The sequence below is a fragment of the Ruegeria sp. L12 genome (genome assembly GCF_056531745.1).
This window is the reverse complement of sequence record NZ_JBQFMH010000001.1, coordinates 544,237-564,854: the sequence shown is the minus strand read 5'-3', so window position 1 is coordinate 564,854 and position 20,618 is coordinate 544,237. Positions and strand designations below refer to the sequence as shown.

Here is a 20,618-nt window from a genome sequence, read left to right as displayed (position 1 = left end):
ACATATTCATTCCCCGGGTGATCCCGGGTTGATCGTTTCCAATGTGCGCCAGCCTAATTCCACCCACATGAATGTGAATACCTACTACTACGTAGCCGCGCCGGTTTTTCCGCGCCCTGACACAGATTTCAGGCTGATTCCCCCTGCTCGGCCTCAAATTACCTTGGCCGCGACCGCAGATCGCCCAATCTTTTTGCAATTTCGCGGCAGCTTGCGTATCGATTCGAGCATGAGGGGATTCCGAAATCTGATCTCGCTGACCTATGGGCAGAAACTGTCGCTGGTCGCCGCGATTCCGCTGCTTGCGGCGGTGGCCGCGATTGCTCTGGTGGTCGCCTACGAATCCCGCGCAACCGCCGAGCGTGAGATTCAGGCCCTCGAGCGCCGTCTGATCGAAGCCAAGAAAGACGAGCTGCGCAATTACGTTACGCAGGCGCGCAACGGGTTTGCCTATATCTACGGCCGCGCCGCGCCTGATGATGAGGTGGCCAAGAATCTGGTCACACAAATCCTTTCAGCCATGATTTACGGCAAGGACGGGTTCTTTTTCGTCTACGACTATGACGGCAACAATCTGGTCAGCCCGCGCCAAACTCAGTTCATCAACCGCAACTGGGCCGATCTGACCGACAGCGACGGTACTCCGATTGTGAATGAGTTCATCAGCCTCGCCCGCCAGGGCGCAGGTTGGCACAGCTTCATGTGGCAAAAGCCCTCGACCGGGGAAGAAGCGCAGATGATCGCCTATGTCGTCGGCCTGCAGGACTGGCGCTGGGTGGTGGGCACCGGTGTGTTTATCGACGACATCGTCGCCACGGTCGCCAATGCGCGCGCCGAGGTTGAGGCGCGCGTGCAGCGTACCTTCCTCTATATCGGTGCCATCGTTCTGGCCGCCGTGCTGATCGTGTTCGCATCCGGTATGTTGCTGAATTTCCGTGAACGTCGTCTGGCGGACGCCAAACTCAAGGAACTGACGCAACGGGTTCTGGACACTCAGGAAGAAGAGCGCGGACGCGTTGCCCGCGAGTTGCATGATGGCATCAGCCAAATTCTGGTCGGCGTCCGCTATGCGCTGGACAATGCCCGCCGACGGCTAAGCCGTGGGGATGATGCGGCGGCACAGGAACCGCTGCAAAAAGGGATCGACAATCTGGCTACCGCCATCACCGAAGTCCGCCGCATCAGCCGCGACCTGCGCCCCGGCGTGCTGGACGATCTGGGTCTCGGGCCTGCCCTGAAGGCGCTGACCGACGATTTCCGCGAGCGTACCGGGATCGACACGGAATTCTCGACCGTAGTGTTCCGCAACCGGCTGGATCAGGACAGCAAGATTGCCCTCTACCGGATCGCGCAAGAGGCTTTGACGAATATCGAACGCCACGCGGGCGCGTCCTGTGTTACGATTGATCTGCGGGGCCACAAGAAGGGGGCCACGATGCGGATCACCGACAACGGCCACGGGTTGCGCAACGAGCCGGGCCAGATCAGCGCCGGGATCGGGTTGCGCAACATGCAAGAGCGGATCGAACAGCTTGACGGCTCTCTGCGCATCCTCTCTTCGCGCAGCGGACGCAGCGGCACAGTAATTGAAGTCAGCCTGCCGCTCAGCCATATGTTGCCGCCGCAGGAAGACGCTACGCCAAAACGAAAGGCCGGTTTCTGATGTCCGACGCAATCATCCGGGTTCTCATTGTCGACGACCATCCCATGGTTGCCGAAGGCATTCAGTCGCTGCTGGAAAGCTTTGACGAAATCGATGTGGTCGGCACGCTTTCAAACGGGCAAGAGGCCGTCGAACAGGCAACAAAGCTGCAACCGGACGTGATCCTGATGGACCTCAACATGCCCGGCCTCAGCGGGCTGAGCGCTACCGAGATCATTCTGGAACGCCTGCCGGACACCCGCATCCTGATCCTGTCGATGCATGACAGTCCTGAATACATCTCGACCGCGCTCAGCCACGGGGCCAAAGGCTATATTCTGAAAGACGTGCCCACCGAAGAGATCAAACAGGCCATCGATGCGGTGATGCGCGGCGAGCGCTATCTCTGCACCGGCGCCAGCGGATCGCTGGAACCCAAAGACGGCAATACGCGCGAGGCGCTCACCGGCCGCGAGCAGACCATCCTGCTGGAACTGGCACAGGGCAAATCCAACAAAGAGGTGGCGTTGGCACTGGATATTTCGGTGCGCACGGTCGAGACCCACCGCAAGAATATCAAACGCAAGCTGGGCATCTCTTCGACCGCCGGCCTGACCCGTTACGCTCTGGAACACGGCGTTCTGCAGGGCACCAGCCCCGGGTTCTGACCGCAGCGCGGCACGCGCTGCCCGGCCCAACCGGAGAAGATGCGCCAAAGGCGCATTGACGACGGGCGGGAGACCTACCCGCTGCCGCGCACACTGATATCCTCGCCAAAGAATACCAGCGTCCCGTCTTCGTCGAGCACATGAAACTCGCGCTGCTGATACGGCTGATCAAAGGGCGGGCGCACGCGCCCTTCCGGCAGGTCCTCAAGACCGGGGCGCAGACTTTCGAACAATGCGTCGATCCCCTTCACATCGATGTAAAAAGATTGATCATCGCCCAGGGCCCGCCCGTCCGGACGCGGCGGACATTCCAGCAGGCGGATCGCCACCGGATCACGGCGCAGAAAGGCGTAATTGTCCTGCCGGAACGTACAGGCGAAACCAAGTCGCCGCGTATAGAAATCAATCTGTGCATCCAATGACGAACACAGAACAAATGGTGTCAGCTGTAATATCTGCATCCATTGGCCCTCTTTTTCCGTTGGGCCACAGACTAACATGTTTCAGTCGATCAGTTGATCGCCGCGCAATCCTTCGCGCTCATGATGATGCGGCAGTACGCGGCCATAAAGCTGACGCGTGCGCTCAACCCCGCCACACATGCCTTCGGTTTCGACAAACGAAAAGATCCCGACGTAACGCGGACGCGGCCCCTTGACCGGTGCGACCCGATGCAGGGAATACCGTCCGCGAAAGATCTGCAGGTCTCCGGGCTGCAGTTCCAAGTTACGCACCCGCCCCATGTTTCCGTCCAAAACCGCCGCAACGCCCGAGAAATTCTCGTCTTCCGAACTGCGCAGGTTGGGGGCATACTGGAACGCCCCGCCCTCTTCCCCGTTCTGTATCGCCAGCGTGACGGTGTAATTGTTGGTGTCGAAATGCCACGGAAAACCCTGCCCTTCCTCGACCACGTTCACGATCACATCGGCCAGCGGATCATCGTATCGGAAAAACCGATCCTCAGGTTCGTTCAACGCATCGCGGATAAAGGGCATGAACCCCTCAAACTCGTAAATCCGCCGCAAGGGGCCGTCTTTGGTGAAATTATCAGCCGGTACAAAGGCGTTCGACCGGTCATAGAAACGACGTAGCGGATGCCCGATGCCAAAACGCGGATCGTCCTGGGTGAAATAGGCGTTGGTCCGGTTGAACGACCGATGCGCCTGCGGGGCCGTGGCCTCGGCTTCGCGCACCAGATGCTTAAGACCGGCCTCGTGCACAAAACCGGGCAACACTGCGCACCCGTCCTGATCCAGCTCGCGCCTCAGATCCTCGATCATCCGATCATACGCCCGCGACCCTGGGCAGTCGATCGGATATCGCCCGAGATCCACCAGATCCTGCAGCATCGCTGACCTCCTTCATATTGTGCGGTTACAGACAAGCGTGGCGCAGAGAGGCCGACCGATCATGCCCGTTTCGGACATTGTGCTGCCGCTTTCAGACCTTTGAATCTGCGACCAAACCGGCATAGAACCCCGAATATTCGCGGAAATTCCCCACATGCGGCAAAATGCGCAACAATATGTCGCAAAATACCGCCGCTGAGATAGAAAATTGGTGCAATTGCCTGTTGACGCCCCTTTCCCCCACCCATAATGTCCCTGCACGCAAAGAAGGAGCCTCTGGCGATGAAAGCGCTAGTCGTAATCGTAGGAACCACGCGCATGGGCCGGTAACGGTAAACCATAATCGAACCCATGCGCCTCCGAAAAATCTCGGGGGCTTTTTTTATGCAAGATGCAAGACACATGTCGCGAACGGAGCAAAGCAGATGACACGTGAGATGACCGGCGCAAAAATGGTGGTTCAGGCCCTCAAGGATCAGGGCGTGGACACGGTATTCGGATACCCCGGCGGCGCCGTCCTGCCGATCTATGATGAGATCTTTCTGCAAAACGACGTCCGTCACATCCTGGTGCGCCACGAACAGGGCGCGATCCATGCGGCCGAAGGCTATGCGCGCTCAACTGGTAAACCCGGCGTTGCGCTGGTGACCTCGGGCCCCGGTGCCACCAACGCAGTGACCGGCCTGACAGACGCGTTGCTCGACTCGATCCCGCTGGTGGTGCTGACCGGTCAGGTGCCCACCTTCATGATCGGCTCAGACGCGTTTCAAGAGGCCGACACCGTTGGCATCACCCGCCCCTGCACCAAGCATAACTGGCTGGTTAAGGACACGGATTCACTGGCCGGAACCCTGCACGAGGCGTTTCACGTCGCCACCTCGGGCCGCCCCGGTCCGGTGCTGATCGATATTCCCAAGGATGTGCAGTTCGCCACAGGCAAATACCATGCGCCAAAGCCGTCGACCTCGCACTACCAGCCGGTGCTGAAGGGCGATCTGGAAGAGATCACCGAACTGGTTGCCGCAATGGAAACCGCCAAAAAGCCGGTCTTCTACACCGGTGGCGGCGTCATCAACTCTGGCCCCGCAGCCAGCCAATTGCTGCGCGAACTGGTGGACGCCACCGGTTTTCCCATCACCTCGACCCTGATGGGACTGGGCGCCTATCCGGCCTCGGGTGAAAACTGGCTGGGGATGCTGGGGATGCACGGTCTTTATGAGGCCAATCTGGCGATGCATGACTGCGATCTGATGATCAATGTCGGCGCGCGTTTCGACGACCGGATCACCGGGCGCATCGACGCGTTCTCGCCCAACTCGAAGAAAGCACATATCGATATCGATCCGTCCTCGATCAACAAGGTGATCCGCGTCGATATCCCGATTGTGGGTGATGTGGCCCATGTGCTGGAAGACATCCTGAAAGTGTGGAAATCGCGCGGGCGCAAGACCGATGCGGCCAATGTCAAACAATGGCAGGCGCAGATCGCCGACTGGCGCAAGATCAATTGCCTGGCCTATACTAACGGCGAAAAGTCGATCAAACCGCAATACGCGCTGCAACGTCTTGAAGAGCTGACGAAAAAGCACGACCGCTATATCACTACCGAGGTTGGACAGCACCAGATGTGGGCGGCCCAGTATCTTGGCTTTGAGGACCCCAACCGCTGGATGACCTCGGGCGGTCTGGGTACCATGGGCTACGGCTTCCCCGCCTCGATCGGCGTGCAGATGGCGCACCCGGAGGCGCTGGTGATCAATGTCGCCGGTGAGGCGTCCTGGCTGATGAACATGCAGGAAATGGGCACCGCCGCGCAGTACCGCCTGCCGGTGAAACAGTTTATCCTGAACAACGAACGCCTCGGCATGGTCCGCCAGTGGCAGGAATTGCTGCATGGCGAGCGCTACTCGCACTCCTGGTCCGAGGCGCTGCCCGATTTTGTCAAACTCGCCGAGGCGTTTGGTGCCAAGGGTATCCTGTGCTCTGATCCCGCCAATCTGGACGACGCGATCATGGAGATGATCAACTATGACGGCCCGGTGATCTTCGACTGTCTGGTTGAAAAGCACGAAAACTGCTTCCCGATGATCCCGTCGGGCAAGGCGCATAACGAGATGCTGCTGGGCGAAGCCGAGACGCAGGGTGTGATCGACTCCAAAGGTTCGGTTCTGGTTTAACCAATTTCGACGGATTTTGTCGGGCGCCCCAGTGCCCGGCCATCGCAAGATGATGAAAGGGACATAAATGTCTGCCCTACAAATCAAAAAAGGCGCGACGCGCCACTCCGCCTACAACCTACGCCCGACTTTCTCGGACGTGCAGGAACAACACACCATCGCCGTTCTGGTCGAGAACGAACCCGGCGTTCTGGCCCGTGTGATTGGCCTGTTTTCCGGCCGGGGTTACAACATCGAAAGCCTCACCGTCGCCGAGGTGGATCACACCGGGCACCTCAGCCGCATCACTATCGTGACCACCGGCACGCCGCAGGTAATCGAACAGATCAAGGCGCAGCTGGGCCGGATCGTCTCGGTCCGGGACGTGCATGACCTGACGGTCGAGGGCGCGTCGGTCGAGCGTGAACTGGCGATCATCAAAGTTGTCGGCGCAGGTGACAAGCGGGTCGAGGCGCTGCGCCTGGCCGATATCTTCCGCGCCAATGTGGTCGACAGCACGCTGAATTCGTTCATTTTCGAAATCACCGGCGCACCGGATAAGATCGACGCCTTCGCCGATCTGATGCGTCCGTTGGGCCTTGCCGAAATCGCCCGTACCGGTGTTGCCGCATTGCTGCGCGGCGACTGAGTCAACGGCGAGAATCCCGCCCGGAATTCTTGCCGGGCCACCATAAGATGAATGAACCGTGCGCAACACAGCGCGCGGTTTTTTGTCTTGGTCTAATTGCGTAACAACGCGAAAAAGATCATGCAAATTAGCCAAAAGACTATTGATTTTGACATATACACCGCTAGCGTATAACGGGTAGCGGGGTGCCAGACGGCCTCCGTTGGGGTCTTCTTTACGATTTCTGACTATCGTTCGGCTTTTGCGCCGATGCGATCATGTTTTCCTGAAAATACCAGCAGAATCCTGGGACAAACGTGACCGACACCATCCGCAGCCCGGCCGAATTGCGCAGTATGTTTGGCGAAAATCTCAGATTGCTTGCGCGCCGCTATCCGTCGGTCTCGGAACTGTGCCGGCAATTGGGCATCAACCGCACACAATTCAACCGGTACCTCGGCGGCGAGAGCTTTCCGCGCCCCGATGTGCTGGATCGGATCTGTCGGTTCTTCTGTGTCGATGCGCGCATCCTGCTGGAACCTCTGGACGAGATCCAACCCGCTATCGAACATCCCGCTGCCGAGACCATCGACCGCTTCCTTGGCGCCGGGATCGGCACGCGGTTCGGTCCGGGCTTTTATCACGCGATCGAGACCGACCCCAACGGCAACGACAATGCGCACCACCAGCTTCTGCATGTGCGCCGCATCGGTCATTGCGTCCTGATGCGCGGCTATGAACCCCGGTCCGTCAGGTCCGATGATCCTGCCCCCGCGCGTGAATTGCAGGGGATCGTTTCCCATGCGGGCACCCAGATTTATGCGCTCATGTCCCGTCAAGGGGGCGAAGATTGCCGTATGATGATCCTGTCACAGATCCCCTCGGAGCCTGAAACACGCTGGACGGGTTATGTGCTGCGCTTGCCGAACCAGATGGGCCCGGGCCCTGATTTCAAAAGGCTGGAGCTTTATCATCTGGCATACGATTTTGGTGCTGCATTGCGGCTTGGACGCAATGCTCCGCAAGCCCCCTCAAGTCGGTAAAACCACCGTCAGCTGCTGGCTTCAGCCTCGGTGTTTTTGGTAATCTGCCGGTACAGATGCCAGCTCGCATGCCCAAGTAAAGGCAGAACCAGCAACAGGCCCAAAAACCACGGGATCATTGCCAGAAACGTGACGATAGCGATAAAGGCACCCCAGCCCAGCATCACGCCTTTGTTGGCAGAAACATAGCCAAAGCTGGAAATCATGGCGGTCACGAAATCCAGTTCCCGATCCAGCAGCATCGGGATCGACAGCACCGTGATCATGAACAGCACGATTGCGAAAATCGCGCCAACCACTGTTCCGATGGTCAGCATGGACAGGCCATTGGGCGTCAGAAACACCTCGAATGACGAAGAAATATTGGTCATCGTCGACAGCCCCATGAACAGGGCAAAGATCATGTGACCCAGGAAAAACCAGAACAGGAACATCACCACGATGATGGCGCAGATCGACGGCAACTGCCTGCGACTTTGCTGCACGACAACCCCGAAGATGGTGCCGAAATCCAGTGGCTCGCCCTGCTCCAACCGGTGCGAAACCTCATAAAGCCCAACGGCGGCAAAAGGCCCAATCAGGGGAAATCCGATCGCCGCCAGCACCAGCCAGAACGAGGTGCCGGTCTGCAGCGTGACCCAGGCCATCCCCCATCCTGCCAGCACATAAAACCCGGCGAACAAAAGGCCGAAGACCGGCGCGCGGCGGAAATCCTGCCAGCCCCGGCGCAGCGCCTCTTTTAGCATGGCCGTATCGACCGGTTTCATCGTCGGAACGCCAAAAGGTTTTTCCATGCTTTGTCTCTCCTCCCCAAGGCCGGTTTAGGCGGCCGGTCTTTTCTGCGGCCATTGCGTGGCGCTGTGATACGATGCTCCGATTGCCAGTATCCGGGCGTCCGAGCCACGCGGCCCGAACAGCTGCACGCCCATGGGCAATCCCTGCGCCCCGAACCCGGCGGGCAGCGCCAGACAAGGCAGGCCCAGCAGGCTGACCGGCGTGACCACCTGCATCCAGCGATGATAGGTGTCCATCTCCTGACCTGCGACCTCGGTCGGATAGTGCCGGTTCAGATCAAAGGGCCAGACCTGAGCCGAAGGCAGAACCAGCGCATCGTAGTCTTCAAACAGAGCCGCCGAACGCCGAAACCACTCGGACCGTGTGAGACTGGCATGATGCACCTCCATCGCACTCAGCGCCAATCCCCGCTCCAACTCCCATTGCGCACTGACCTTGAGCGCGCCTTTCCGGTCCGACAATGGCTCCAACCCGGCGGCGACACTCCAGGAGCGCAAGGTAATCCAACTGTCCCAAATCCTCTCGGCCTCGAACGAAGGCGCCACCGGCTCAACCTGCGCCCCAAGCGCGGTAAATACGTTCAGGGCCGCCTCACACAGCTCAGATATCCCGGCCTCATAAGGAAACGCACCGCCCCAATCGCCCAGCCATCCGATCCGCATACCCTTCAGATCAGCCGCGGAAACAGGTGAAACATCGGAGCTGTCCACGCTCAGCGGCATCCGCGGATCAGAGCCCGAGATCACGTCCAGCAATATCCCGATATCCTCCGGGCTGCGCGCCATGGGGCCAAGAGTTGATAACTGGTGCAGAAAACTGTCGCCCACCGGCTCCGACGGCACCCGCCCCCAACTGGGCCTGAACCCATAGACGTTGTTCCACGCAGCCGGGTTGCGCAGGCTGCCCATCATGTCCGACCCGTCGGCCAGCGCCACCATGCCCGTGGCCAACGCCACCGCTGCCCCGCCCGACGATCCGCCGCAGGACCGTGCGGGATCATAAGGGTTGCGCGTCGCGCCATAGACCGGGTTGAACGTGTGTGAGCCCAACCCGAATTCCGGCGAGTTGGTCTTGCCGATCAGAATCGCCCCCGCCGCCCGCATCCGGGCCGCTATCAGATCGTCAGAAGATGGCACATGGTCCTTGAACAGCGGCGAGCCCTGCGTCGATGCCATCCCCGCCACGTTCACCAGATCCTTCACCGCAATCGGCAAACCGTGCAACGGCCCCCGGATCGGGCCGTCATCCAGCGCCTGCGCTTCTGCCATCAACGCGTCACCATCCCGCAGCGCAACGATCGCATTCACGCGATCATTGACCTCACCGATCCGATCCAGCGTCGCCTGCATGACCTCACTTGCAGAGACCGAACGCCGCGCAAGGGCACCCAAAAGGTCTGTGGCAGAGGTTTGGCTCAGGTTCATCGGCGGGGCTCGCATCAGGCTTTCGCCGCTCAGCCTAGCCAAGCCGCCACGCCATTTAAACCCACTGTTTCAATGTATCTTTTCCCGACCAGACGCGCGCACGGGATCCCGCTTCATCTGGCCCAAAATATCCCGGGGGAGTCGCGGCCTGCCGCGATGGGGGCAGCGCCCCCTGCCCGACCTATTCGCCCTGCGCCTCGGATCGGCTTTTGCCCGCCACATTCAACGCCAGCGTAGCCGCCATGAACCCGTCCAGATCGCCGTCCAGTACCCCTTTGGTGTCCGAAGTCTCGTGGTTCGTCCGCAAGTCCTTCACCATCTGATATGGCTGCAACACGTAAGACCGGATCTGGTTGCCCCAGCCCGCATCGCCCTTGGCCTCATGCGCCGCGTTGATATCGGCGTTACGGCGGTCCAGTTCCTGCTGATACAGCCGCGATTTCAGCGCTTTCATGGCAATGTCACGGTTCTGGTGCTGCGACTTCTCGGAACTCGTCACAACGATCCCGGTCGGGATATGCGTGATCCGCACTGCCGAGTCGGTGGTGTTCACGTGCTGACCACCCGCGCCCGACGAGCGATAGGTATCGATACGGATATCCGCCGGGTTCACCTCGATCTCGATATTGTCGTCCACAACCGGATAGACCCAGACCGAACTGAACGAGGTATGCCGTTTGGCCGCCGAGTCATAGGGCGAAATCCGCACCAGACGATGCACGCCGCTTTCCGATTTCAGCCAGCCATAAGCATTGTGCCCGGAAATCTTGTAGGCAGCGGATTTGATCCCGGCCTCTTCGCCCGCCGTCTCGGACTGCAGCTCGACCGTATAGCCCTTTTTCTCGGCCCAGCGCACATACATCCGCGCCAGCATCGAGGCCCAGTCACAGCTCTCGGTCCCGCCTGCGCCCGAGTTGATCTCGAGGAAGGTGTCATTGCTGTCGGCCTCGCCATCCAGCAGCGCCTCAAGCTCTTTCTTGGCGGCTTTGCCGTGCAGCGCCTTGATGGCGGCTTCGGCGTCCTGCACGACCTCGGCGTCCTCTTCCATCTCGCCCAGTTCGATCAGCTCGATATTGTCGCTGAGATCGGTCTTGATGGATTCGTAGGTTTCGATGGCATCGACCAGCATCTGCCGCTCGCGCATCAGCTTCTGCGCGTTCTCGGGGTTGTCCCACAGGTTGGGGTCCTCGACGCGGGCGTTAAACTCCTCCAACCGATGCGGCGCGGTCTCATAGTCCATGCGCTGCGCCAGCAGCTCCAGCGACTTTTCGATTTCCGCCACGATATTCTGGGTTTCGGCGCGCATGGTCTTGTCCCAACTTGCTCAATCAGGCCTGCGTGATAGCAAGAGCTTGGGGCCACCACAAGACGGGCGGGATCGGAATGCAAAACGCAGTGGAAAAGATTGCCCGGACGTGGGGGCTGAACATCCTGTCGCGTGTTGCCGAAACCGGCCATGCGCAGGTTTGGAAGGTCAAAACGGCCCATGGTCCCGCTGTGCTGAAACTCTATCACAAGGTGGACCGAGGAAACGAAGCTGCAGGGACAAACCTCATGAAGCTCTGGCAGGATCGCGGCGCGGTGCTGGTTCTGGCAGAGACAGAAAATGCCGTGCTGATGGAGTGGTTGGAGGGGCCATCTCTGGGCGATCTGGCACGGGCGGGTGAACCCGATACGGCACTGGCCATGCTGACTGAAACCGCAGCCCGCCTACATCAGACACCGCCGGTAAGGGCCGAGGGCCTGAAACCGCTGCAAGAGGTCTTTGACCCGATCTTCTCATGCCGGTTCTCACCCGATTGCCCCGCTCCCTTCCGGCATGACATGATCCGCGCAATCGAGCTGGCGCGCGCATTGCAGCAAAGTCAGCCTGCCACGATCCCGCTGCACGGTGATCTGCATCCCGACAATGTCATCCTGACAGATCGCGGCCCTCGGATTTTCGATGCCAAAGGGTATCTTGGTGATCCGGCGTTCGAACTTGCCAACGCCCTACGTCACCCCAAAGGCATGACCGAACTGGTACGGCAACGCAGCCAGATCGAACGATGCCTGCCCCTTTACGCCAATGCGATGAATGTCAGCGCCCATCGGCTGGCACAATGGGCCGCCGCAAAATGCGCGCTATCGATTTTCTGGCGCTCCAATGGGCAGGTTGAGATCGACCCGGAGGCCGATCTGCTTCACCAGTTCCTTGAGATCGCGGATCAGTAGAGCCCACCGCCCTGCAGGTCGCCCTGGCTGGCATTGGGGCCAACGGTGATCGTGTTTCCGGTCGAGGTGGTCACCTGACGGCCGCCGCGCGTGACTTCTTCGAACAGCGGCAACTCGGATCCAACCGCGAAGCCACCGTCATAGATACGGTCGATAAAGCCATCGACGCCATCGCGGAAGTATTCGGCAACCACATAGTCACCCGACGCATCCGCAGGCAAACGCGCACCGCTGAAGCGGTCGATCTTGATGAACTGCCCGCCAGGGGGGACCTCAAAGGGACCGCCACCGTATTTCTCGACCGCTTTTTCCATGAAGCTCTGGAAGACCGGACCGCACAAGGTGCCGCCATAGGCCCCCCGCCCCATCGGGCGCGGGCGGTCGTAGCCGATATAGCACCCCGCCACGATGTTCGAGGTGAAGCCGATGAACCACGCATCCTTGGATTCGTTGGTTGTGCCGGTCTTGCCCGCCGTCGGCACCGGCAGATTGACGACGCTGGATGCGGTTCCCCGATCCACCACACCCTTCATCATCGAGGTCAGCTGATAAGCGGTGATCGCGTCCATCACCTGGCTGCGATCGGTGATGATCTGCGGCGCTTCATCCGGCTCCAGCCAGTTTGAGTTGCAATCCAGACATTGCCGGTCGTCATGCCGGTAAATCGTTTTGCCGTACCGGTCCTGAATACGGTCGACCAGAGTCGGCTCAACCCGTTCACCGCCATTGGCGAACATCGCATAGGCGGCGACCATCTTGTAGAGCGTGGTTTCCTCGGCCCCCAGAGAGTTGGCCAGAAACGCCCCCATCCGGTCATAGACGCCGAACCGTTCGGCATACCCGGCCACGACAGGCATCGTGACCTCTTGCGCCAGACGGATGGTCATCAGGTTCCGCGACTGTTCGATCCCGGTGCGCAGCGGTGTCGGGCCGTAGAACTTGTTCGACGAGTTCTTGGGCCGCCACAGGCCCTGCGGCGTGTTCACCTCAATCGGCGCGTCCACAACGATGGTGGCGGGGCTGTATCCACTATCCAGCGCGGCGGCATAGACGAAAGGTTTAAAGGATGAGCCCGGCTGACGCTGCGCCTGCGTCGCGCGGTTGAACACGGTATCCTGATACGAGAACCCGCCCTGCATCGCCAGAACACGGCCCGAATTCACGTCCATAGCGACAAAGCCGCCCTGTACTTCGGGGACCTGACGGGCAGACCACTGGCCTTCTTCTCCGGCCATCACCAGAATGACGTCACCGCGTTTGAAATTGTCCTGGAAATTGCCCTGCATCCACTGGATGTCAGACCGCGGAACAATTCCATCCGCCGGACCATCCTCGATACCAACTGTCATGGACTGGTCAGCCACGTTCAGCACGACGGCGGGATACCATTGCGTCGGCAATACCACGTCGCGCGGGATTTCCATGATCGCCAGCGCCTCGCGCCACTGGGTTTCGTCGGCCAGCTTTTCCTCGGGGATCACGTCACCCGTACCACGCCAGCGCCCGCGCGAGCGGTCGTATTTCTGCAAAGCCGTGCGCAAGGCTTTGGCCGCCTCGACCTGCATCTCTTCATCAACCGAGGCGCGAACGGTAAATCCGCCGGTAAAGAACTCGCCCTCGCCGAAATCCTCGCTCAGCTGACGGCGAATCTCGTCGGTGAAATAGTCGCGCGGCGGCAGCGCGGTGCGGAAGCTTTCGAAATCGCCATTCTGGACTGATCGCAGCGGCATCTCGACCTCGGTCTCATAGGTGGCCTGATCGATATAGCCGTTCTGCTGCATCTCGCGCAGCACATAGTTGCGGCGGTCCAGCAGACGTTCTTTCTGCCGCACCGGATGGTAATCCGACGGTGCTTTGGGCATCGCAGCCAGCGTCGCCGCTTCGTGCGGCGCCAGTTCCTGCAGGGTCTTGTTGAAATAGGTCTGCGCCGCAGCGGTCACACCATAGGAGTTCTGGCCCAGAAAGATCTCGTTCATATACAGCTCGAGAATCTGTTCCTTATCCAGGGTATCCTCAAGCCGGGTGGCGAGGATGATTTCCTTGATCTTGCGCTCGGCCCGGCGGTCGCCGGACAGCAGGAAGTTTTTCATCACCTGCTGCGTGATGGTCGATGCACCGCGAACAGTAGCGCCTTTGGTGCGCACCGCCTCGACCCCGGCGGCAACAATGCCGCGCGGGTCATAGCCCTGATGGGTATAGAAATTCTTGTCTTCCGCCGAGATGAACGCCTGTTTCACCAAATCAGGGATTTCCTCGGACGGGGTGAACAGGCGGCGTTCCTGCGCGAATTCGTCGATCAATTGGCCTTCGCCCGAATAAATCCGGCTGATCGTCGGCGGCTTGTACTGCGCCAGCGATTCATGGCTGGGCAGATCGCGCCCATACATCCAGAACACCGCGCCGACGACCAGCGCGGCCATGAAAATACCCAAAGTCACGAGGCTGAAGATCGCCCCGAAAAACGAAAGAATGAACCGGATCACGTTACTGCCTTTTACTCGCGGTGCCGCCTATATAGGGACCCGCCCGCCCCGGGTCAAAACACGAAACCCTACAATGGCCATTTTGCGCCGCCGCGTCATTGCCCGATCAGCGCACGTTTCACCAGATCATCCTGCCGCCAGGCCTGCAGCCCCTGCACGATGCCATGCGCCATCAAGGCGCGCCATTGCGGATTTTGGATGTTCTTCAGGTCGCGCGGGCTGGACAGAAACCCAAGCTCGACCAGAACCGAAGGAATATCGGCAGCCTTGAGCACCGAAAAAGACGCGGTTCGCAACGGGCGGCTGTTCATCGGCCCGCCCTGCTGCGCCATCCCATCGGCCAGCGCCCGCGCCAGAGCATCCGTGCGCGGTTTGGTCTCCTGACGCGCCATGTCCAACAGCACATCGGCCACCTGATCGTCCGACCCGCTCAGGTCGATCCCGGCAATCAGATCTCCCCGGCTATGGCGCTCGGCCAGTTTCTGGCTGGCCACATCCGATGCCTCATCAGTGAGCGTATAGACCGCCGCCCCATGCGCCTGCCCTTCGGATAGCGAATCCGCGTGGAGCGAGATGAACACATCGGCCCCGGCCCGGTGCGCCAGCGCAATGCGGCGTTCAAGACTGACAAAATGGTCGTCCACCCGGGTCATCACCACCTCGAACCCGCCTGCGCGCAGCAGCATCTCGCGCAGCTCGCGCGCGAAAGTCATCATCAGGGTCTTTTCATCGGTGCCGTCGACCTCGGCCCCCGGATCAATGCCGCCATGGCCGGGATCCAGCATCACGCGAACACTTTGACCATCACGCGGCTTTGTCGCCTTGGGCAGTTCTATCGGTTCGGGCAAATCCCATCCCGGCTGACGCGGCGCCCCTGCGCTGGCAGCGAAGCTGTCGAAATCGGTGCCCACCAGATGCAGCGAGAGATGCGCGGTGCCCGTCGCCTCGTCCACGCGCAGATCGGCTGTTTCAATCGCCAAAGGTGCGCCCAGTTCCAGCACCATCCGCGACCAGCCGGGCACATAGGCCCCGTATTGAACGCCGCTGATACGGATGGTCTGGACAAAGCTCTGACGGTCCATCCCGGTCCAGTCGACCTCCTGAAAGTCCAGCACCATCCGGTAGGGATCGCGCAGGGTGAAGACGCGATAGGGTACGCCCTGACTGAGGCTCAGTTCCAGCTTCACACCCGACCGGCCTTCATCGCTGATCCGGCTTTGATCCGGCAGCACCCGGGCAAGCGCGTTGAAGTCCTGCGCGAACGCAGCACCGGTCAGCGCCCAGATCAGGGCGAGTGCGTAGAAAATCCTGCTCATGGCCTCAAGTTATCCCGAGATCGTTTGGCGCCGAGCCTATCGCATCCCCCGGCCTTTGTGAACGCCTTAGACCGGCGCAGCGATTGCGTCGCGTTCCGTCATGAAGCGCTGCAAACGATCCAGCCCCTCCTGAATGTCAGCCGTTGCTCGCGCATAGGAAAACCGCAGCGTGGTGTGACCGCGCACAGGGTCGAAATCCAGCCCCGGCGTGACGGACACCCCGGCCTTGTCCAGAATCTCGGCCGCAAAAGCGCGGCTGTCATCGGTCAGATCCGAGACATCGGCATAGACATAAAACGCCCCGTCCGGCGGCGCGATGTTGGTGAACCCGGCCTTGGGCAGCCCCTCCAGCATCAGCGCACGATTGCGGCGATAGACATCCAGATTGGCCTGCAGTTCCTCTTCGCAATCCATCGCCGCCAGCGCGGCCACCTGACTGGCATGCGGCGCGCAGATGAACATGTTCTGCGCGATGCGCTCCACCACCCGCACCTGATCTTCCGGCACCACCATCCAACCAACCCGCCAGCCGGTCATCGAGAAATACTTGGAAAACGAGTTGATCACATAGCACTCATCCGTCAGTTCCAGCGCGGTGACGGCCTTGGCCTCGTATTCCAGACCGTGATAGATTTCATCGCTGATGAACGAGGCGCCCTGCCCCTGCGCCGCCTCAATCAACGCGCCCATGGCGGCGTGATCCAGCATCGTGCCGGTGGGATTGGCTGGCGAGGCAACCATCAGTCCCTGCAGATCCATCTGCGGAAAATCCGCAGGCACCGGCTGCAACCGGTTCTCGGGCGCGGTGGGCAGATCGACCGGCACCAGTCCCAGCGCTTTCAGGATTTGCCGATACGAGGGATAGCCGGGTGCGCCGATGCCCACGCGGTCGCCACTGTCGAACAGGGCCGTAAAAGTCAGCAGGAAGCCCCCCGAAGAACCGGGCGTGATCACCACCCGCTCGGGGTTCAGATCGACATTGTACCACTCACCATAAAGCCGCGCGATACGCTGGCGTAATGCAGGCAGCCCCAATGCCACCGTATAGCCCAGCGGCCCTTGCTCCATGGCTTTGGCCAGTGCTGCGGTGGCGCCCTTCGGGGCACCGGTGCCGGGCTGGCCGACCTCCATATGGATGATGTGGCGTCCGGCCTCTTCGGCTTTGCGCGCGGCCTCCATCACGTCCATCACAATAAACGGATCGACCCCGGACCGGGTTGAGTTTCTCATGCCCATCTCCCATGTTGCAGCCATGGCTTTTGAACGCGTATCCCGGCTGGCGTCAATCCCGGCCCTGATGCTGGCTGCGCTGGTGTGGCTGGCGGCGACCGCGCAAAGCCAGGCGCAAAGCCTGATCCGCGATCCCGACATCGAACATGGCCTGCGCGAACTGGCCTTTCCGATCCTGCGCGCCGCCGGTTTGAACACCAATCGCGTCCGGATCTTGGTGGTCAATGACAGCACGTTCAATGCGTTCGTCATCGACTACAACACCATCTATGTGAATTACGGCCTGATCCTGTCCGTCGAGACGCCCGAGATGCTGCAGGCCGTGATCGCGCATGAAGCCGCCCATATCGCAAACGGCCACCTCGCCCGTCGGGCCGAGAACCTGCGCGCCGCACAGCGCAACGCCCAATTCGGCACCGCGCTGGCCCTGATCGTCGCTGCCGCTGGCGGCGGTGAAGCGGCGGCCGGGGTCGCCGCAGGCACCTCCTCGTCTGCGTTGCGCAGCTTTCTGGGCCATACCCGCGCCGAAGAGGCCTCGGCCGATCGCAGCGCGGCCAGCTATCTGAGGTGGTCGGGCATCTCTCCGCGCGGGATGGTCAACCTGCACCGCAAGTTTGCCGGTCAGGAACTGCTGAGCGAGGTCAATCAGGACCCCTATATGCGCTCGCACCCCACCAGCCGGGAACGTCTGCGCGCAGCTGAGCACTTTCTGGAACAGTTCAGCGAAGAGGCACCGCAGAACGCCAATGCCGACTATTGGTTTGCCCGGGTCAAGGGCAAGCTGTCGGCCTGGCTGCGCGCACCCAGCTGGACCCTGCGCCGCGCGTCCGAGGAAACCGATCCCGATATCCGCCTGATGCGCGAGGCCTCGGCCCATCATCAGAACCGCGACCTGACCCGGGCGCGCGCTGCCATCGACAAGGCCCTTGAAATCCGGCCAGACGACCCGTTTTTCTATGAATTGAAAGGCCAGATTCTGCTGGAAAACCGCCGTGTTAAAGAAGCGGTTGCAGCCTATGGTTCAGCTGTTGATATGGCCCCGAATGATTCACTCATCCTGGCCGGGTACGGGCGCGCCCTTCTGGCGGATGGTCAAACAAAGAACGCCTTGCAAGCGCTTGAAAAAGCACGCGCAAGGGACTACCGAAACGCCCGACTGATGCAGGATCTGGGCGCGGCATACGCAAAGGTGGGCAACACCGGGATGGCGTCGGTGGTGACTGCAGAACGATATGCCTCGCATGGTCGGTTGGACGATGCAGGCATCCACGCAAGACGCGCCATTGGGCGACTGCCCGAAGGGTCTCCGGGGTGGCAACGGGCACAGGACGTGCTGATTGCCTCGGAACGGGCGAAGAAAAAGAAAAGGAAACGGAAATGATCCTCAGACACACTGCACCCGCCCTTCTGGGGCTTTCCATGCTTGCCGCCCCCGCGCAGGCGCTGGACCTGAACGCCATGAGCGAAGCGGAAAAGGCCGAGTTCGGCGCGCAGGTCCGTGAATACCTGCTGGATAACCCGGAAGTGATCCTCGAAGCGATCAACATTCTGGAAGAACGCAACGCCGCCGCCGAAGCCGCCGCCGACAAGGATCTGGTCGCGGCCAATACGGATGAGCTGTTCAACGACGGCTACAGCTGGGTCGGCGGTAACCCGGACGGAGACATCACGCTGGTCGAGTTTATGGACTACCGCTGCGGCTATTGCCGCCGCGCCGTACCCGAAGTGGCCAGCCTGTTGGCCGCAGATGGCAATATCCGTCTGGTGATCAAGGAACTGCCGATTCTGGGCGACGCCTCGGTCGTATCCTCGCGGTTCGCCATTGCGACGAAACAAGTGGCCGGCGACGATGCCTACAAGCAGGTGCATGACGCCCTGCTGGCGTTCAGCGGCGAGCCGTCCGAAGTTACCTTGCGCCGGATTTCAGATGGGCTGGGTCTGGACAGCGACGCCATTGTCGCAGCGATGGACAGCGATGAGGTGACGGCCGAAATCGCCCAGACCCGCCAGCTGGCGCAGAAGATGCGGATTTCGGGTACGCCATCCTTTGTGCTGGGCACCGAAATGCTGCGTGGCTTCCTGCCCGCCGATCAGATGCTACAGATCGCGAACGGCGTGCGTGCAGAACAGGGATAAGCACGCGGGCAGATAGGCCTCAATTCATGTCTTATGGGATCGAGAGCGGCTTTGGACTCACAAAGCCGCCCTCGGTCTCGGACCCACAGTAAGATATCTAATCAAGTACATCACTCGTAACTCAGGAAGCGCGCGGGCCTTCCAGCGCGACTATTTAGCCACAACAGGCATTTGGAACTGGCAAAATCTTGCCTGCGAACAGCAGGCCTCTTTCCATACACCACAAGATCGCACTAAAACTCGGGCACCACTCAAACCGGCACCGAAGTTTCTTGCAAAACAGCATTCGCAAAACGAATACGATTTGGCCACGCCTGCCTGCCCGCGCCGCGATTGCGCTGGGGCTGTTTGCTCTTGTCTCTGCCTGCGCTCAGAACCCGAATGAGGTGGATCTCGATCCCGAACGTCAGGCCATGGCGCTGCAAGAGGTCTCAAAAAAGCAGGCCCGGGGGCAAAGAGTGTGGTGTGTACCCTATGCGCGAAACCTCAGCGGCATCGAAATTCGCGGCAATGCCAAAGACTGGTGGGGCAAGGCGCACAACCTCTTTCAACGGGGCAATGAACCGGTTGTCGGTTCGGTGATGTCATTTCGGGCAACCAGAGGAATGCCATTGGGTCACGTGGCGGTCGTGTCAGATATCGTCACCGACCGCGAAGTCATCGTGAACCACGCCAACTGGCACCGCAACAAAGTGTCGTTGAAAATGGGTGTCAAAGACGTATCCAAAAACAACGATTGGACGCTGGTCCGGGTCGAAACCCGACCGGGGCAATACGGCAGCAACTATCCGGTGAACGGGTTCATATATCCGAAATTCGGCGAGTAACCCACATTACCTTTCCCTTCGGAGACAATTGATAGATCAATATACGCTTCCACCCGTGTAGGCGTATTGATAACCATTCAACCAATACGCGATTGAGTAGACCAAGTTTAAAATAAATACCCAATGAAGAAAAAGGGCTCTTTCCTCTACTACATAACCGCAGGTTGGGCATTGTTGACCGTTGCCATTGGTTTTCACTTTTTGTTTTCAAGCATGGAACCTACAGCCGATGTCAAATCTGGATATCAATCCAGACTGCATAATGTCCCTATAAAAAGCTGGGAGCCCGGCGATTTCAAAACACTGACCATCTTGGGCAAGCCAGTTGTCATTTGGCGCCGTAGTCCCGCTGAAATGGCTACCGCGATGTCGCAGGCCGATCCAAACATCGCTCTGGAGGATTGGGCTGAGGCTCTGAACAATGGATCGCTTGCCCGTGCGCTTGATCCTGAGGATTTCGCCCGTGTCGAATGGTTCATCGGTAGCCCTGTAAGCCCAGCGAGCTTTGGATGCATCGTTCTCACTCAGGCCGGTAACTACGACGGCTTCTTCGATCCGTGCCAAGGTGCGCATTTTGATATGTGGGGCCGCGCCAGACAGGGTCCAACCCCAGAAAATCTTACAGTACACCCGATTGATTTTACTGGAGACCGGCAGTCTCTGGTCATTGATGTCTCGAGACTGCCATCCCTGAGATAAATGCCTAA

Annotated in this window: 18 protein-coding genes; 10 read left to right on the top strand and 8 right to left on the bottom strand. The window is 60.0% G+C overall.

What is annotated here, in order from left to right; all coding sequences use genetic code 11:
- The first annotated feature begins 229 nt into the window (after positions 1-229).
- Both ACR0K9_RS02790 and ACR0K9_RS02785 read left to right on the top strand, forming a co-directional pair.
- A complete protein-coding gene (locus ACR0K9_RS02790) occupies positions 230-1,663 on the top strand; it encodes a cache domain-containing protein (RefSeq protein ID WP_480820561.1) in 1,434 nt (477 codons plus the stop codon).
- The gene (locus tag ACR0K9_RS02785) at positions 1,663-2,310 is read left to right on the top strand and encodes a response regulator transcription factor (RefSeq protein WP_480820559.1); all 648 of its coding nucleotides are present in this window, start codon (positions 1,663-1,665) and stop codon (positions 2,308-2,310) included. The genes ACR0K9_RS02790 and ACR0K9_RS02785 overlap by 1 nt, the downstream gene beginning before the upstream one ends.
- A gap of 74 nt (positions 2,311-2,384) precedes the next feature.
- Here ACR0K9_RS02785 and ACR0K9_RS02780 read toward each other — a convergent pair whose 3' ends face one another.
- The gene (locus ACR0K9_RS02780) at positions 2,385-2,771 is read right to left on the bottom strand and encodes a bleomycin resistance protein (protein ID WP_480820557.1); all 387 of its coding nucleotides are present in this window, start codon (positions 2,769-2,771) and stop codon (positions 2,385-2,387) included.
- Positions 2,772-2,813: 42 nt separating this feature from the next.
- Positions 2,814-3,659 carry a HalD/BesD family halogenase gene (locus ACR0K9_RS02775; protein ID WP_480531882.1) on the bottom strand — a complete coding sequence of 282 codons (846 nt, stop codon included), beginning with the start codon at positions 3,657-3,659 and terminating at the stop codon, positions 2,814-2,816.
- A gap of 425 nt (positions 3,660-4,084) precedes the next feature.
- Between ACR0K9_RS02775 and ACR0K9_RS02770 the strand changes: the two genes are divergently transcribed.
- The 3 genes from ACR0K9_RS02770 to ACR0K9_RS02760 all read left to right on the top strand — a co-directional run bounded on the left by ACR0K9_RS02770 (position 4,085) and on the right by ACR0K9_RS02760 (position 7,486).
- Positions 4,085-5,836, top strand: coding sequence for an acetolactate synthase 3 large subunit (locus ACR0K9_RS02770; RefSeq protein ID WP_480820555.1), 1,752 nt, complete (start codon positions 4,085-4,087; stop codon positions 5,834-5,836).
- A 67-nt stretch (positions 5,837-5,903) separates the two neighbouring features.
- Positions 5,904-6,464, top strand: coding sequence for an acetolactate synthase small subunit (ilvN, locus tag ACR0K9_RS02765; RefSeq protein WP_480531878.1), 561 nt, complete (start codon positions 5,904-5,906; stop codon positions 6,462-6,464).
- Between the two features lie 335 nt (positions 6,465-6,799).
- A complete protein-coding gene (locus ACR0K9_RS02760; RefSeq protein ID WP_480820631.1) occupies positions 6,800-7,486 on the top strand; it encodes a helix-turn-helix domain-containing protein in 687 nt (228 codons plus the stop codon).
- 8 nt (positions 7,487-7,494) lie between these two features.
- Here ACR0K9_RS02760 and ACR0K9_RS02755 read toward each other — a convergent pair whose 3' ends face one another.
- The 3 genes from ACR0K9_RS02755 to prfB all read right to left on the bottom strand — a co-directional run bounded on the left by ACR0K9_RS02755 (position 7,495) and on the right by prfB (position 11,011).
- Complete coding sequence (locus ACR0K9_RS02755) at positions 7,495-8,280, bottom strand: DUF2189 domain-containing protein (RefSeq protein WP_480820553.1); 786 nt, start codon at positions 8,278-8,280, stop codon at positions 7,495-7,497.
- Between the two features lie 27 nt (positions 8,281-8,307).
- Entirely contained in the window at positions 8,308-9,705 is a 1,398-nt protein-coding gene (locus tag ACR0K9_RS02750; RefSeq protein ID WP_480820629.1) for an amidase, read from the bottom strand.
- A 181-nt stretch (positions 9,706-9,886) separates the two neighbouring features.
- Positions 9,887-11,011 carry a peptide chain release factor 2 gene (gene prfB, locus ACR0K9_RS02745; RefSeq protein WP_480820551.1) on the bottom strand — a complete coding sequence of 375 codons (1,125 nt, stop codon included), beginning with the start codon at positions 11,009-11,011 and terminating at the stop codon, positions 9,887-9,889.
- 77 nt (positions 11,012-11,088) lie between these two features.
- Between prfB and ACR0K9_RS02740 the strand changes: the two genes are divergently transcribed.
- The gene (locus ACR0K9_RS02740) at positions 11,089-11,919 is read left to right on the top strand and encodes an aminoglycoside phosphotransferase family protein (RefSeq protein WP_480820549.1); all 831 of its coding nucleotides are present in this window, start codon (positions 11,089-11,091) and stop codon (positions 11,917-11,919) included.
- On the opposite strand, the gene ACR0K9_RS02735 is transcribed toward ACR0K9_RS02740, so the two are convergent.
- The 3 genes from ACR0K9_RS02735 to ACR0K9_RS02725 form a co-directional block, all read right to left on the bottom strand.
- Complete coding sequence (locus ACR0K9_RS02735; protein ID WP_480820547.1) at positions 11,913-14,402, bottom strand: penicillin-binding protein 1A; 2,490 nt, start codon at positions 14,400-14,402, stop codon at positions 11,913-11,915. The two genes, ACR0K9_RS02740 and ACR0K9_RS02735, sit on opposite strands and share 7 nt — an antisense overlap.
- A gap of 95 nt (positions 14,403-14,497) precedes the next feature.
- Entirely contained in the window at positions 14,498-15,718 is a 1,221-nt protein-coding gene (locus ACR0K9_RS02730; protein WP_480531865.1) for an N-acetylmuramoyl-L-alanine amidase, read from the bottom strand.
- A 66-nt stretch (positions 15,719-15,784) separates the two neighbouring features.
- On the bottom strand, positions 15,785-16,948 hold the full coding sequence (locus ACR0K9_RS02725; protein ID WP_480820545.1) for a pyridoxal phosphate-dependent aminotransferase: 1,164 nt from the start codon (positions 16,946-16,948) through the stop codon (positions 15,785-15,787).
- Here ACR0K9_RS02725 and ACR0K9_RS02720 point away from each other — a divergent pair.
- The 4 genes from ACR0K9_RS02720 to ACR0K9_RS02705 all read left to right on the top strand — a co-directional run bounded on the left by ACR0K9_RS02720 (position 16,947) and on the right by ACR0K9_RS02705 (position 20,610).
- Positions 16,947-18,329: a M48 family metalloprotease gene (locus tag ACR0K9_RS02720; RefSeq protein WP_480820543.1), complete on the top strand. Its 1,383-nt coding sequence runs from the start codon at positions 16,947-16,949 to the stop codon at positions 18,327-18,329. The genes ACR0K9_RS02725 and ACR0K9_RS02720 overlap by 2 nt on opposite strands.
- Positions 18,326-19,084 carry a DsbA family protein gene (locus tag ACR0K9_RS02715; RefSeq protein ID WP_480531859.1) on the top strand — a complete coding sequence of 253 codons (759 nt, stop codon included), beginning with the start codon at positions 18,326-18,328 and terminating at the stop codon, positions 19,082-19,084. Before ACR0K9_RS02720 ends, ACR0K9_RS02715 begins: the two co-directional genes overlap by 4 nt.
- A 272-nt stretch (positions 19,085-19,356) precedes the next feature.
- Positions 19,357-19,911, top strand: coding sequence for a CHAP domain-containing protein (locus ACR0K9_RS02710; RefSeq protein ID WP_480531857.1), 555 nt, complete (start codon positions 19,357-19,359; stop codon positions 19,909-19,911).
- A 123-nt stretch (positions 19,912-20,034) separates the two neighbouring features.
- A complete protein-coding gene (locus ACR0K9_RS02705) occupies positions 20,035-20,610 on the top strand; it encodes a Rieske (2Fe-2S) protein (RefSeq protein WP_480820541.1) in 576 nt (191 codons plus the stop codon).
- Positions 20,611-20,618 lie beyond the last annotated feature (8 nt).